We start from the raw sequence: 13,475 nt of genomic DNA, 5'->3' as shown, positions 1-13,475 counted from the left end.
GGCTGAAGCGGGTAGGAGTTGATTGTAAGAGATGAGCAAGAAGAAGGGGAGCGGCTGGAGCGCGATCATTATGCTGCTGACAGCCGCAGCATTACTCGGAGGCTGCGGATCGTCTCCTGAATCGCAGTCCGGTAGCCAGCCGGCTTCCACTGTATCGGCAAAGCAAATGAAATGGGACAAAATGCCGGAGATGTCAATTGAGCTGAATAAGTCTTATCACGCGAATTTCAAGACGAATAAGGGTAACTTTTCGGTTCTATTGTATGCGAAGGAAGCTCCAGTTACAGTAAATAACTTCGTCTTTTTAGCGAAGGAAGGCTTTTATAATGGTCTAACCTTTCACCGCGTGATTGAGTCGTTCATGATTCAGAGCGGCGATCCAAAAGGCAATGGTACTGGCAACCCGGGATATTTTATTCCCGATGAGCTGGATGCAGACCTAAAGTATGAGACTGGTGTAGTAGCGATGTACAATATGGGACAGGCCAATACAGGAGGAAGCCAATTCTTCATCTGTACAGGCCCTGATGCTGATAACCTGAATCAAGCACCGAATTACTCTGTATTCGGCAAGGTTACACAAGGAATGGATATTGTACAGCTAATTTCGCAATCTCCTGTTAACACGACGACCCCGATTGAGGATGTTATTATTGAGTCCATAACGATTGAAGTCAAATAAAACCAAGCTTCGCCGCCCTATAAGAGCGGCGAAGCTTTTTTATGCCTTCTTGAAGCTTGGTTTATTTTTCTTGACAACTGGAGATGGACGTTAAGATATGGTAAGCTTTTTACAAAGCAATCCATCATCAATGAAAGCCGTCGAGGCTTATCTCAACGGAAAGGTACGTTCCGTATGAAACGAAAATTTTCTGATCGGGCTAACTGGCGCCGGATTTTACGCAAAAGCTATTCTTGCTTGGTGCTAGACAGCGATGAGTTCAAAGGACTCGTCACATTTTACCGTATTCATGAGCTCCGAGAACCTCTTTGGAAAGAATATAACGGCAGAAGACTTTGCTTGGCAGATCGCGGCTACTTGTGGATGCAGCATTTTCCGAAGGGTGAGCATTTTGTAGTAACAACGATGTTCGACGATAAGGGCCGTGTCGTGCAATGGTATATTGATATTTGCAAGACACAAGGCATGACAGACCAGCAGGTTCCCTGGTTCGATGACCTTTATCTCGATGTAGTTGTGCTTCCAACTGGCGAAGTGTTCTTATTAGATGAAGATGAGCTCGAGGACGCATTGCGTCTTGGTGAAGTCACAGGGAAAGAAGCAGCTATGGCACGCAAGACGGCAGGAAGATTGCTATCCAGTATTCGGAACGGAAGGTTCCGCTATTTCACCTTAAGCTTGAAGCATCGCAAGAGCTTATCCCAAAGAACCGGGGAGCTAAGTGAATCATGAGAAATGTAGTTGGGGCGAGGAGCAGAACACACAAACGACGGAAGAAATTTCGTCCGTGGCTGCTCCTGTTTCGCACTATAGCATGGGGTATAGTCGCGGGCGTTATATGGTGTGGTTATTTATTATGGTTAATTAACGGCTATGATTCCTCCAAGACGCTCTCCAAGGCAGATGCGGGAATTGTATTGGGGGCAGCTTTATGGAATGATGCGCCAAGCCCTGCGCTTAGAGAGCGCCTGGATTATGCGTATGAGCTGTACAAGAATGGCACGGTTGAGTACCTCATATTGACTGGCGGCTTGGATTACGCGAGTTCAAAGAAGACGGAAGCAGAAGGAATGCGCGATTATTTGGTTAGCAAAGGCATTCCTGCGGACAAGCTGGAGTTAGAAAATGCAGCACGCAGCACTTATGAGAATCTGTTATTCAGCAAGCTGATTGCAGAGACAGAGGGCTGGGACAAGCTTCTCGTTATTACACATGATTATCATTCAGCGAGAGCTCTGGATATTGCACAAGCTCTTAATTATTCGAATGTAGATGTAGCAGGGACCGAGTCTAAGGTTCTTAATCCTCTGTACAATGAGACGCGAGAGGTGCTTGCTTTTACGAAATGGAAGCTCGATGCAGCCCTTCTCAAGCTGGGTTATCGAACCCCTGATGTTACAACGTAGTTTGGTTTATATTTGCCGTTGCACAAAATTAAAAATCCCTCTGAGACATCCGAAATTCAGATGAGTCAGTAGGGATTTTTAATTTCACTCCTTATGTATAATAGGAATGGGAACGACATCCTCTGGGTACAGAGCGTTAAGCTCCTCCCCTCAGATAGATTCTTATTTCGCCGTATATGCTTCTTGCTCTTCTTCGGTCAAAGTATAGAAGCTTGTGACTCTGCGAAGAAAAGTTGTGCCGTCAGCAATTTTAACAATATCTTCATTATACGCGATTATTGGCTGTGCTGGTCTTAGACGCATAGCATCTTGATAGACCGTAACAGGCACTTTGGCTGACTTTGCGTTTTGAATATCTTGATCTGATTTTAGTTCTTGTCCAGGTGAGAATGTTGGTTTCTGAATCATATATATTACCCTCCTAAAAATACTAACAATGGAAATCAACATTTGAGTTATTAGGGTTTCCCAATAGCGGGCGGATATTCAATCCCCTTCTAAAGCAGCAAATATTTATTCTTCATTATTGTAAGCGATTCTGAAATGACAATACAAGCTGCTTACGTATGTCCATTGTAAGAACAAACTTGACTTTGCACCTGTGGCTTGGTACATTGTTGTTTTGAAAATAAGTATCTTATGTAGAAATATAAGATAGCAGCAAACATCGCCTTTGTAAGCTTAACGTGATGAGCTCCAGAAGTAAACTATAATTTCAACATATTTATGAACATTTTTAGATAAGGGGTGTTTGGTATGGATTCAGCATTATTTATAGCAGGTTGGGCTATAGTTGGAATTTTCCTTGGCGGAGTCATCGTTATTTTCAAATCAAAATTTAAAAAATAAGCAGTTGCGGTTAAAATTAAGAAGCGAGAATAGCTTCCTATTGACAGGCAATGAAAGAGATGTTTATCATTTAATGAGATTTTTATATATATATTAACAATAAAACCATCTTATATCTAATTGGATTAAGGTGTTTTTTTGCGTGCTTACTATTAAAGAAACGACTAGGAGCTGCGATCAAATGGAAGTTCATAAGTATACGGATATTATTCGTCTTGGTCATAAAACTGCAGTAGGTGTGTTGAATGAAGGCGATGAGATTGTCATTCAAGAAAAGCTGGATGGAGCTAATGCCTCATTCAAACGATCTGGAGATATAGTTGAAGCATTCTCACGCAATACTCAGTTAAGCCCCGAGAATAATTTAAGAGGGTTCTATGAATGGACTCAAACGCTAGATTCCTCTAAATTGCTCGTAGGTGTTATTTATTATGGCGAATGGCTTGTCAAGCACAAGCTGAATTATGGAAGCCATAAGGACCAGTTCTATTTGTACGATATTTACAATGACTGTATGGGAGAGTATGCGAGCTTTTCACTAGTGCAAGAGGAGTCTCATCGTCTATCCATAAATTTAATTCCGTTGTTCTATGAGGGCAAGTATCAGTCTGTCGAGCATGTGCAATCATTTGTTGGCCAGTCGGTATTAGGAGCAAGAGGCGAGGGAGTGGTTGTTAAGAACGTACATTATAAAAATAGCTATGGAAAACAGTGCTTTATTAAAGTGGTTACTGATGAATTTAAAGAAGTTCACAAACAGAGAGCACCAAAAGCTACGAGGACCCAATCACCAGAAGCATTATTTGTTGAAGAGTGTGTAACTAAGGCAAGAGTAGAGAAATTATTGTACAAACTTGTTGATGAAAACGTACTTGATGAGCAATTTGGAATCGAAGATATGGGGATCATTTTAAAGCATCTCGGGAATAGAGTTTATGACGATATTATGAAAGAAGAATCAGATTCACACCACACCTATGAAGAAAAAGCTATTGGAAGATGTATAGGTAAGAGTTTGCCTTCGATGATCAAATCAATCTTGAATGAACGAGAAGCTGGTGAAGGAAGAACCGCATATTGAAATAGAATTAATCCCTCAAGCTATGGCATAGACTAGTCTAGAGGTGATGTGCATGAATCAGAACGAACGTGAAATTACGGTTAACAACGCCAAAATAAATGTAGTGTTTAAGTCCAATGAAAGTAATGGCGGTCAATTAGTAAAGCAAGAGGAGGTTTCAATAAAGACGCAGCTAGAAGAGACGTATGTGGAGGTTTTTAATGAGCTTAACAAAATGGTGGGCTTGAAAGAGGTTAAAGAATTAATCTATCAGATTTATGCCATACTTCGCGTAAACAAACTAAGAGCCGAGGCAGGGCTTAGATCTGATAATCAGGTTTATCATATGATTTTCAAAGGCAATACAGGAACAGGGAAGACTACAGTGGCCAGAATAATCGCCAAGCTATTCAAAGCAATGGGCGTTTTGAGCAAGGGTCATTTTATAGAGGTAGAACGAGCTGATTTGGTGGGTGAGTACATAGGACATACCGCCTCTAAGACAAGAGATCTAATAAAAAAAGCAATTGGCGGCATTCTGTTCATAGATGAAGCTTATAGCTTGGCGCGCGGCGGAGAAAAAGATTTTGGCAAAGAAGCAATCGATTGTCTCGTTAAAGCAATGGAGGATAACAAGCATGATATCGTCATCATTCTTGCAGGATATCCTGTAGAAACAGACTACTTCCTGCAAACGAATCCAGGCCTGCCTTCACGGTTTCCTCTACAAATTGATTTTCCTGACTATACTGTGGAAGAATTAATGACAATTGCTGATAAAATGGTACTTGAAAGAGATTATATTTTGGCAAAAGAATCGAAATATAGAATGTTAGGATTAATTACTGCTGAAAAGCTAGAGAGCGATAATTTCAGCAATGGCAGATATATTAGAAATGTACTGGAAAAATCAATCAGGAAGCAAGCTGTCAGGCTAATGAGCAAGCATCGCGTCTTATCAAGGCAGGATTTAATGGAGCTTCTTCCTCAGGATTTAACGGATCAAGCAGATTATAAATCAAGTGAAGGAAATGCAGTTTCATAAAGGGACATGAGAAAGCCCCTTTATGAAACTGCATGTCTTTGTTTTGGAACGCTTTGAACCTAAGCTGGGGAGCTATTATTCGTTTAGAACGACAAGGATATTCTAATAATAAATGATAAGATGATGTGCGAATCAGTTGAAAATGATAAAATAGCTTTGGCAGCGCAAGCCCTAATGATAAACTTAGTCATGTAAACCAAAGGAGCAGGCCATGAGTGATAAAACGTATGATACGACGATGACGATGAATGAACGGGCTGTACTCGTCAGCTTGGTTACTCCTGAGGTGAAGCGCGGTATTAGTGATCCGGAGCATTCGCTTGAAGAGCTTGTTCAGTTAGCTGAGACTGCGGGGACTGAAGTTCTGACCACAATGACCCAGAACAAGGAAGCACGGGATACGAAATGGTTTATTGGAAAGGGAAAGGTAGAGGAGCTGCGCCTCATCGCAGATGAGATGGGGGCAACAACGGCAATTTTTGATCAGGAGCTGTCGGGTGCTCAGGTTCGTAATCTGGAGGCTGCGCTCGATTTAAAAATAGTTGACCGTACTCAGCTTATTCTGGATATATTTGCTCAACGTGCGAAGACCAAGGAAGGCATTATTCAGGTAGAATTGGCTCAGCTCAGTTATTTGCTGCCAAGGCTATCGGGCCATGGCAAGAATCTGTCTCGACTCGGTGGGGGAATTGGCACACGGGGGCCGGGAGAATCAAAGCTGGAGACCGATCGCAGACATATTCGCGATCGAATTTCTGACCTGAAATCGCAACTGAAAGAAGTCGTTCGTCATAGAGAGCTCCATCGTGCAAGGCGGCGCAAAGCAGGCGTTACCCAAGTTGCGCTTGTTGGTTATACGAATGCAGGCAAGTCTACGCTGCTCCGTGAATTGACCAGTGCAGATGTTTATGTCGAGAATCAATTATTCGCAACGCTTGATCCGACATCAAGAACCTTAGAGCTTCCTAATGGCAGGGAAGTGATTCTGACTGATACAGTAGGCTTTATCCAGAACCTGCCTCATGACCTAATTGCGGCGTTCCGTGCCACATTGGAGGAGGTTCTCGAAGCCGATCTTGTTCTACATATCGTAGACAGCAGCTCACCGATGCGGGATGAGCAAATGCTCGTCGTGGACAACATATTAGGTGATCTCGGAGCAGCCAGTACGCCCAGCTTGACAGTCTATAATAAAAAAGATCTGTGTACGGAAGAAAGCAGTGAATTGCCGCATGCAGCAGGCGATACGTTAGTTATCAATGCTTATGATCCGGAAGATCAGCTACTGCTTCGTCAAAAGATTCAGGATAAGCTGACGGGAGACACGATTACCTTTGCTCTTCCTGCTGACCGCGGTGAATTAATCGCTCTAGCCTATCGCAGCGGCGAGGTTATTAGGCAGGAAATTGAATCGGAATATATGCGAATCACGTTGCAAGTAAGCCGTCAAGATTATGAAGTGAATGGACATCGTTTGAAGCCATATATTGTATGAGATAGGTTATGAGAACATAGGGAGAGGGAATACCAGCATGAATAAGCAACATAATGAAACTTGGACACAGCTAGAGCAGCTAGCGGATGCCGCTGAGCAGCTTGCGGAGCAACAGCTGCGGTCAATTGATCGCATTGCAGAGAAGAATCAATGGAAGGTGATTCAGGCATTCCAACGACATAAAGTTAGTGATTTCCACTTTAATGGGTCGACAGGCTATGGCTACAACGATAGAGGGCGTGAGGTGCTTGACCTCGTCTATGCGGATGTATTTGGCGCAGAGGCTGCTTTGGTTCGTCCTCATTTTGCTTCAGGAACCCATACGATAAGCTGTGCGCTGTTCGGTCTGCTTAGGCCAGGAGACGAACTGCTCTATATGACAGGAACGCCTTATGACACACTTCATAAGGTGATTGGCAAGCCTGGGGATGGGACAGGCTCCCTGCAAGATTGGGGAGTGAAATACGGGGAAGTTCCTTTACTAGATAACGGTGATTTGAATTGGGAAGAAATTGAGCAAAAAATGACCGAGCACACAAAGGTTATCGGTATTCAACGCTCCCGTGGGTACAGCTGGCGTAATTCCTACTCCGTGGAAGCTATAGGGGAAATGGTTCGCAGGGTTAAACAGATTAAGCCTGATGTGCTTGTATTCGTTGATAATTGCTATGGGGAGTTTACCGAGTTGCTGGAGCCTACACAGGTTGGTGTGGATCTTATGGCGGGTTCTTTAATCAAAAATCCGGGTGGTGGCCTTGCGTCTACAGGCGGCTATATAACGGGGATTGCCTCGGCGGTTGAAGCAGCAGCGAATCGCCTAATTGCTCCAGGCATTGGTGTAGAGGTTGGAGCTATGCTAGGAACGCTGCGTTCGATCTATCAGGGACTGTTCCTCGCGCCACATCTGGTTGGACAGGCTGTAAAAGGAAGTGTATTCGCGGCTGCCTTATTTGAAAAGCTTGGCTTCGAGACACAGCCTCGTTGGGATGCTTCTAGGACGGATCTGATTCAGGCCGTACGCTTTGGCAGTGCCGAGCATTTAATTGCTTTCGTTCAGGGTATTCAACAAGCTGCCGCTGTTGATGCACATGTCGTTCCGGAGCCTTGGGATATGCCGGGGTATGAGCATCCCGTTATTATGGCTGCAGGAACATTCATCCAAGGCGGAAGCTTGGAGTTATCCGCTGATGCGCCCATCCGAGAGCCGTATATTGCTTATATGCAGGGAGGACTAACCTTTGCACATGCCAAATTCGGCGTTTTGACCGCCTTGAATCGCATGGTTGACAGAGGATTGGTTGTGATAGAAGCTAACATAACTTGACATGTTTTTGGAAGGACGTTAAACTAGACATATAAATGTAGGACTGGAAGGTTGATGCGACATGGGTGATGATATACGTAGAAATATGGCCTTATTTCCGATAGGCATCGTAATGAAGCTAACGGATCTAACGGCCCGCCAAATCCGTTATTACGAGCAGCATGAATTAATTGTGCCAGCTAGAACGGCAGGCAATCAACGTTTATTCTCATTTAACGACGTGGAACGGCTTCTTGAGATTAAAGCGTTAATTGAGAAGGGTGTCAATATCGCTGGAATCAAGCAAGTTATGAATCCGGTTTCTAAGGAATCCGATGATGCTACTATCGTCAGCGAGCAGTCCGAAGTAAAGCGTAAAGAGTTATCCGATGCACAGCTTCATCGTTTGCTTAAGCAACAATTGATTGAGAAAAGGCCGGGGCAAGCTTCCCTTATTCAAGGCCAATTGTCGCGCTTCCTGAACAAGCGATAATTCTGATTGGAGTGACTTAGCATCACCCATCACCAAACTTAGGAGATGATTCGTGTGAGCTTTACTAAAGAAGATATTAAACGTATCGCGCAAGAGCAAAATGTTCGTTTTATCCGCCTGCAATTCACTGACTTACTTGGAACAATCAAGAATGTTGAGATTCCTGTAAGCCAGTTGGACAAGGCGCTTGACAATAAAATGATGTTTGATGGATCTTCAATTGAAGGCTATGTTCGTATTGAAGAATCTGACATGTACTTATATCCCGATTTAGATACTTGGGTTGTATTCCCATGGGTTTCACAAGACCGTGTTGCTCGTTTGATTTGTGATATCTATATGACGGACGGTACACCGTTCGCAGGTGACCCGCGCGGTATTCTCAAGCGTGCTTTGCAAGAAGCAGAGGAAATGGGTTACACAGCGATGAATGTTGGTCCAGAACCGGAATTTTTCCTGTTCAAAACCGATGCGAATGGTGATCCAACAACAGAGCTTAACGATCAGGGCGGATATTTCGACCTGGCGCCAATGGATATGGGGGAGAACTGTCGTAGAGAGATTGTACTTACTCTTGAAGAAATGGACTTCGAGATTGAGGCTTCTCACCATGAAGTTGCTCCTGGCCAGCATGAGATCGACTTTAAATATGCAGACGCAATTAAAGCAGCCGATCAGATTCAAACGTTCAAATTGGTTGTAAAAACGATAGCAAGACAGCATGGCCTGCATGCAACATTCATGCCGAAGCCACTATTTGGGGTTAACGGTTCAGGCATGCACTGCCACCAATCTTTATTCCAAGGCAATACAAATGTATTCTACGAGGAATCGGATAAGCTTGGGCTTAGCGATACAGCTCGTTATTATATGGCAGGTATATTGGAGCATGCTCGTGCAATGGCTGCTATTACGAATCCGACAATTAATTCTTACAAACGTCTGGTTCCAGGCTATGAAGCGCCTTGTTACGTTGCTTGGTCAGCAAGCAATCGGTCTCCGATGATCAGAATTCCAGCTTCTCGTGGGCTTAGCACACGTGTTGAAGTTCGTAATCCCGATCCTGCTGCTAATCCATATTTGGCGCTGGCTGTCATGCTCAAAGCAGGCCTGGATGGCATTAAGAACAAAACAGCATTGCCTGCTCCAATCGACCGTAATATTTATATTATGACGGAAGAAGAGCGAATCGAATCAGGTGTTCCAAGCTTACCGGCAGATCTGAAGGAAGCGTTGGACGAAATGCTTCGCAGCGAAGTGGTATGTGATGCGCTTGGCGATCATGCGCTAGCTCACTTCTACGAGCTCAAAGCCATTGAGTGGGACATGTATAAGACGCAAGTTCACCAATGGGAGAGAGATCAATATTTGACGCTTTACTAGGACGAAGAATCCAGTAATGGCGCGGGGTTTCGGGGGTTTTTATTCGGGGGCACTCTGGAGGGGATTAACTCTTTTCCGGGGATGCCCCCGAAATGCCCCCGAACTTTTTGTTTTTATAGGCTTCAATTTTGTCGCTATTTCTTACATCAATTTTTTTGGAAATGTGAGCATAGACATCAGAAGTAATTTGTATACTGCCATGTCCTAAGTATTCTTGGACATACTTCATGTCGGCGCCTGCCTCAAGCATGATAACTGCACAAGTATGGCGTAATGAATGGATAGGGAGCATCGGTATCTCAGCTCGGGTTAGGATGCGCTGAAAGGCATTGAATAATGAAGATTTTGGCATGAAGTTTCCATCGACTCGGCATAGTACTAGATTTAAATCATGGCGATATAGATTTCCGAGGTTGAGCTTATTTTGGTTTTGCCAGTTTGCATGAAACTTTAGATCATTTACAAGTCTTGTACTGATGGTAATTAAACGTTCTGACCGTAATGTTTTAGTATCCCCGAATAACTCTTCCTCTTCTCCAGCTTGGAAATCCAACGTTTCATCAATCCGAATAGTCCTCTCCTTGAAATTTATGTCCTCCCATTTTAATGCTGCTGCTTCTCCTTTACGCATACCAGTCTCAATTAATAGATTGAAGAATATCCAGTATATATATCCATAATGGTGAGCAGCTGATAGAAATTTTGGTATGTCATCTGAGTCTATAAAGCTTACAACTTTTTTATTCTTCCTAGCTTTAATAACTGATCCTATGATGGGGTTACGTTCCAGTTTGCCTTGTACTACCGCATGCTCAAGAGCCCCGTACATTGTAGAGTTTATTATTTCAATGGTGCGGCGACTTAATCCTGTTTCTACAAGATGATCTAAAAAAGATTGGTACATGTCAGGTTTAAGATTAAGCAACATAAGCTTCTTAAAATAAGGAGTTATGTGATTTTTGACATTGTTTTTATGGATGTTCAATGTATTTTTTCTTACCACCCCTTTTTTGTATTTCTCGATCCAGTTATTAAGGTAGTCAACTAGAGGGATATCTTCCTGTTCAAACCCTCGTTTAAGGCTTCTTAAAAAATCTCCTGCGGCCAGTTCAGCCTCCGCTTTCGTTTTAAATCCTCGCCTTGATTTTTCCTTCTCCTTTTTGGTAAAGGGGTCTGCGTACTTTAGCCGAAACTCCCAACCTGTTGGATGCTTCTTATAATTTGCCAATTTTATTCCTCCAATCAAACATACGTTCGGTTTTTGGGTATATTTAAACAGCCTTCCGGCTGGTAAGCGCAAGGATTTCATCAATAAAATTTGTCCATTTCTTTCGGTATTCGGTTGTGGGAAAGCAGCTCCGCTAAGGTCTCGCTGCTCTCCAGTTATCGCCGGCCGTCAGCAGGCAGACGTTGAAATAGGGATGCTCTTCAAGCCCAAAGCGGTTGAAGCCAAGGTGAAACTGATAATGCCCGATTCATGGGCGCAAAGGAAACGTATCCATGGCAGCACCTGCTTGTTGTCGGTTTAATCAGAATGGTCATCGCTTTTTTTTGGTCGTTTGTTCATTTGCTTTGCTTCCCAGAACAGGCCGGTCAAAACGTCCATAACACGTTGGCGGTCGCTTTCAGTCAGCGGTGTTCCATCAAACATTAGACCATCTTCTTTCAACATTTTTTTTAGGTCTAGTTTATCTTTTGGTGTTGCCCAAATAGGGGGAAACCCAGTCTCTTTTAATGCATCCAGTACTTCGCTTTCGATTTTCATAAAGGCAAAATCAAGAAATTGAATATCTGAATTTTCATCATATTCTTGACAAGCATGATGCAAACCGCAGACTCCAGCAGAAATAGCATAATCTACCCCTATAACTCCATCGTATTTATTGGCTATATTAATTAAAAAAACTAGTAATTCATGATAATTTTCTAAAACTAACTTATTGACTTTGAAACGGTCTAATTCAATTTTCACTAGTTCGGTTGCCGTGTACTCGCCGTACATTAAGAAGTCTGTTGATACACCAAGTATGGATGCAATTTTAATTAACTTTTCAACGGGCGGTTTGCTTTTATCTCTCTCATAACTCGAAAAATTAGCTTCAGTCATTTCTAATTTTTCGGCCATTTGAAGCTGTGTGTATCCTCTTTTTTTACGATATTCTCGTATTCTATTACCAAGGGACTGCATAATACCAACTCCACAAATAAAATTTTAGTAATCACCTATTGCTCAAATTATATTTGAGTGATATTATTGTTTTAGAACAGGAGGTGAGTGTGAATGATTTCAACAAAAACAAACGTTAGAACACGTTTAAAAGAAGTGCGTGAAGCAAAAGGCACGCAAAGATTTATTGCTGATGAACTTGGAATTACAGAAACCCATCTAAGGGAATTAGAAAACGGACGTTCCGTTCCAGGGACACGGCTTCTCAAAAGAATGCAGTTCTATTTTAAAGTTTCAGACACTGAGTTGTTTCCCGACTTGCATAAGCCGGAGTTTTACTTGCGATAAAACTCAAATTTAGTTTTACCAACAGTTAGAATTATATACTTTCATTTGGGTTTGCGCAAGTATTATTTGTGGTCTTATTTAGTTTTGCCTATAACTAAAATTAAATTTGATAAAGTTAGGTGACGAAATGATAAAGCTGATCCTTAACCCGGAATACGGTCTGTATGAACGTGGTGGAAAAGTATTTTGCAGCAGTCGGCAAGTAGCCGAAGAGTTTGGAAAGCGACATGCAGATGTACTTCGTTCAATTGAGCAGATCACTGCACCAACAAGTGGAGCGAGTGTAGAATTCACTGAACGCAATTTTGCGCTCAGTCGTTACAAAGACGCTTCAGGTAAACGGAACCCTGAATACTTACTCACGAAAGACGGTTTTTCAATTATCGCAATGGGGTTTAACGGCAGAAAAGCAATGAAATTCAAAGAAGCCTACATTCAGCGCTTCAACGAAATGGAATTGTTCATCAAGTCTGTAATTACTGCAAAACTCGAACATCCTGCGTTCACCAATGCAATTCAGACAGCAAGAGAAATGCAGGGCAAGGACGTCTCTTTCCATCATTTCAGCAATGAGGCCGACATGATTAATCGAATTGTGCTTGGGATGAACGCAAAGCAATTCCGGGAACTGCACGGCATAGCAAAGGGGCAATCGATTCGCCCATATTTGAGCAGCACTCAAATTCTTGCAGTTGAATCGCTGCAGCGCGCTGACATTGGATTGCTTTTGGCAATGCCAGATTTCGAGCAGAGAAAACAGGCGTTAGTTCAATTTTATGATAGATGTCGCCTTAAATTAATCGCATAAGGAGGTACTATACTGTGATCTCCATCTCAGTTAATGAAGAAGAAACCCGTAACCTTGTTCGTCAACGTATTGATGATTTGGTTAAGCAGGTTGATGCTGAATATGTGTTTTGGGATTCAAACGAATTGATCAAGCGAACATGCATGAGTATGGAAACGATTCAAAAAACATTTTTCTATCATCCATTGTTTCCAAAGTACAAAATCGGCGGGAAGTGGTACTACCCTGCCAAGGAGTCGAGAGAATTTCTACTTACTTGGTTAGCAGAACATTCGTCTTAAATAAGAAAGGATGAAACAACATGAACTTAGTACACATTGAAAATGGACAAGCAGTAACAGACAGTCTAACAGTATCGGAAGTGTTTGGGAAAGATCACGATAAGGTTCTTAGGGACATAAGAGGACTAGAATGTAGTGAGGAATTTTCACACGCC

General features: G+C 42.7%; 15 protein-coding genes and 2 pseudogenes. 13 read left to right on the top strand and 4 right to left on the bottom strand.

What is annotated here, in order from left to right; genetic code table 11:
- Window positions 1-31 precede the first annotated feature (31 nt).
- The 3 genes from AC50YO_RS22210 (at window position 32) to AC50YO_RS22200 (ending at window position 2,088) form a co-directional block, all read left to right on the top strand.
- A complete protein-coding gene (locus tag AC50YO_RS22210) occupies window positions 32-682 on the top strand; it encodes a peptidylprolyl isomerase (protein ID WP_494850398.1) in 651 nt (216 codons plus the stop codon).
- A gap of 174 nt (window positions 683-856) precedes the next feature.
- Window positions 857-1,414, top strand: coding sequence for a ribonuclease FAU-1 family protein (locus tag AC50YO_RS22205; RefSeq protein WP_494850397.1), 558 nt, complete (start codon window positions 857-859; stop codon window positions 1,412-1,414).
- On the top strand, window positions 1,411-2,088 hold the full coding sequence (locus tag AC50YO_RS22200) for a SanA/YdcF family protein (protein WP_494850396.1): 678 nt from the start codon (window positions 1,411-1,413) through the stop codon (window positions 2,086-2,088). The genes AC50YO_RS22205 and AC50YO_RS22200 overlap by 4 nt, the downstream gene beginning before the upstream one ends.
- A gap of 162 nt (window positions 2,089-2,250) precedes the next feature.
- On the opposite strand, the gene AC50YO_RS22195 is transcribed toward AC50YO_RS22200, so the two are convergent.
- Window positions 2,251-2,496, bottom strand: a complete 246-nt coding sequence (locus AC50YO_RS22195; protein WP_494850395.1) for a hypothetical protein — start codon at window positions 2,494-2,496, stop codon at window positions 2,251-2,253.
- Window positions 2,497-3,118: 622 nt separating this feature from the next.
- On the opposite strand from AC50YO_RS22195, the gene AC50YO_RS22190 reads away from it, so the two are divergent.
- The 6 genes from AC50YO_RS22190 (at window position 3,119) to glnA (ending at window position 9,716) form a co-directional block, all read left to right on the top strand.
- Window positions 3,119-4,018 carry an RNA ligase family protein gene (locus AC50YO_RS22190; RefSeq protein ID WP_494850393.1) on the top strand — a complete coding sequence of 300 codons (900 nt, stop codon included), beginning with the start codon at window positions 3,119-3,121 and terminating at the stop codon, window positions 4,016-4,018.
- A 52-nt stretch (window positions 4,019-4,070) separates the two neighbouring features.
- Window positions 4,071-5,042 (top strand): AAA family ATPase, encoded by a 972-nt coding sequence (locus tag AC50YO_RS22185; RefSeq protein WP_494850392.1) that lies wholly within the window; start codon window positions 4,071-4,073, stop codon window positions 5,040-5,042.
- Between the two features lie 211 nt (window positions 5,043-5,253).
- The gene (hflX, locus tag AC50YO_RS22180; RefSeq protein ID WP_494850391.1) at window positions 5,254-6,537 is read left to right on the top strand and encodes a GTPase HflX; all 1,284 of its coding nucleotides are present in this window, start codon (window positions 5,254-5,256) and stop codon (window positions 6,535-6,537) included.
- Window positions 6,538-6,574: 37 nt separating this feature from the next.
- Entirely contained in the window at window positions 6,575-7,861 is a 1,287-nt protein-coding gene (locus AC50YO_RS22175) for a methionine gamma-lyase family protein (protein WP_494850389.1), read from the top strand.
- A gap of 61 nt (window positions 7,862-7,922) precedes the next feature.
- Window positions 7,923-8,333 carry a MerR family transcriptional regulator gene (locus AC50YO_RS22170; RefSeq protein ID WP_494850387.1) on the top strand — a complete coding sequence of 137 codons (411 nt, stop codon included), beginning with the start codon at window positions 7,923-7,925 and terminating at the stop codon, window positions 8,331-8,333.
- 54 nt (window positions 8,334-8,387) lie between these two features.
- Window positions 8,388-9,716: a type I glutamate--ammonia ligase gene (gene glnA / locus AC50YO_RS22165; protein WP_494850386.1), complete on the top strand. Its 1,329-nt coding sequence runs from the start codon at window positions 8,388-8,390 to the stop codon at window positions 9,714-9,716.
- A 64-nt stretch (window positions 9,717-9,780) separates the two neighbouring features.
- Here glnA and AC50YO_RS22160 read toward each other — a convergent pair whose 3' ends face one another.
- From AC50YO_RS22160 to AC50YO_RS22150, 3 genes and pseudogenes are all read right to left on the bottom strand, one after another.
- Window positions 9,781-10,944, bottom strand: a complete 1,164-nt coding sequence (locus tag AC50YO_RS22160) for a site-specific integrase (RefSeq protein ID WP_494850385.1) — start codon at window positions 10,942-10,944, stop codon at window positions 9,781-9,783.
- A gap of 297 nt (window positions 10,945-11,241) precedes the next feature.
- A pseudogene (locus AC50YO_RS22155) lies at window positions 11,242-11,430 on the bottom strand (transcriptional regulator); the annotation flags it as partial.
- Between the two features lie 288 nt (window positions 11,431-11,718).
- Window positions 11,719-11,904 (bottom strand): annotated as a pseudogene (locus AC50YO_RS22150) (helix-turn-helix domain-containing protein); the annotation flags it as partial.
- Between the two features lie 93 nt (window positions 11,905-11,997).
- Here AC50YO_RS22150 and AC50YO_RS22145 point away from each other — a divergent pair.
- The 4 genes from AC50YO_RS22145 to AC50YO_RS22130 form a co-directional block, all read left to right on the top strand.
- Window positions 11,998-12,231: a helix-turn-helix domain-containing protein gene (locus AC50YO_RS22145; protein ID WP_494850383.1), complete on the top strand. Its 234-nt coding sequence runs from the start codon at window positions 11,998-12,000 to the stop codon at window positions 12,229-12,231.
- A gap of 127 nt (window positions 12,232-12,358) precedes the next feature.
- On the top strand, window positions 12,359-13,039 hold the full coding sequence (locus tag AC50YO_RS22140; protein WP_494850382.1) for a Rha family transcriptional regulator: 681 nt from the start codon (window positions 12,359-12,361) through the stop codon (window positions 13,037-13,039).
- A gap of 14 nt (window positions 13,040-13,053) precedes the next feature.
- The gene (locus tag AC50YO_RS22135; RefSeq protein ID WP_494850380.1) at window positions 13,054-13,320 is read left to right on the top strand and encodes a group-specific protein; all 267 of its coding nucleotides are present in this window, start codon (window positions 13,054-13,056) and stop codon (window positions 13,318-13,320) included.
- 20 nt (window positions 13,321-13,340) lie between these two features.
- Window positions 13,341-13,475, top strand: a 135-nt coding sequence (locus AC50YO_RS22130) for a Rha family transcriptional regulator (protein WP_494850517.1), incomplete at its 3' end; no start/stop codon positions are given.

The organism is Paenibacillus sp. J22P59 (genome assembly GCF_059383895.1).
Note: the sequence above shows the minus strand (reverse complement) of the source record. Positions and strands in the feature narration are given on the sequence as shown.

Coding starts and splice junctions, on each gene's coding strand:
- AC50YO_RS22140 (WP_494850382.1), top strand. CDS start 12,359: ATGATAAAGCTGATCCTTAACCCGGAATACGGTCTGTATGAACGTGGT.
- AC50YO_RS22195 (WP_494850395.1), bottom strand. CDS start 2,496: ATGATTCAGAAACCAACATTCTCACCTGGACAAGAACTAAAATCAGAT.
- AC50YO_RS22205 (WP_494850397.1), top strand. CDS start 857: ATGAAACGAAAATTTTCTGATCGGGCTAACTGGCGCCGGATTTTACGC.
- AC50YO_RS22185 (WP_494850392.1), top strand. CDS start 4,071: ATGAATCAGAACGAACGTGAAATTACGGTTAACAACGCCAAAATAAAT.
- AC50YO_RS22175 (WP_494850389.1), top strand. CDS start 6,575: ATGAATAAGCAACATAATGAAACTTGGACACAGCTAGAGCAGCTAGCG.
- AC50YO_RS22145 (WP_494850383.1), top strand. CDS start 11,998: ATGATTTCAACAAAAACAAACGTTAGAACACGTTTAAAAGAAGTGCGT.
- AC50YO_RS22190 (WP_494850393.1), top strand. CDS start 3,119: ATGGAAGTTCATAAGTATACGGATATTATTCGTCTTGGTCATAAAACT.
- AC50YO_RS22170 (WP_494850387.1), top strand. CDS start 7,923: ATGGGTGATGATATACGTAGAAATATGGCCTTATTTCCGATAGGCATC.
- AC50YO_RS22210 (WP_494850398.1), top strand. CDS start 32: ATGAGCAAGAAGAAGGGGAGCGGCTGGAGCGCGATCATTATGCTGCTG.
- hflX (WP_494850391.1), top strand. CDS start 5,254: ATGAGTGATAAAACGTATGATACGACGATGACGATGAATGAACGGGCT.
- AC50YO_RS22200 (WP_494850396.1), top strand. CDS start 1,411: ATGAGAAATGTAGTTGGGGCGAGGAGCAGAACACACAAACGACGGAAG.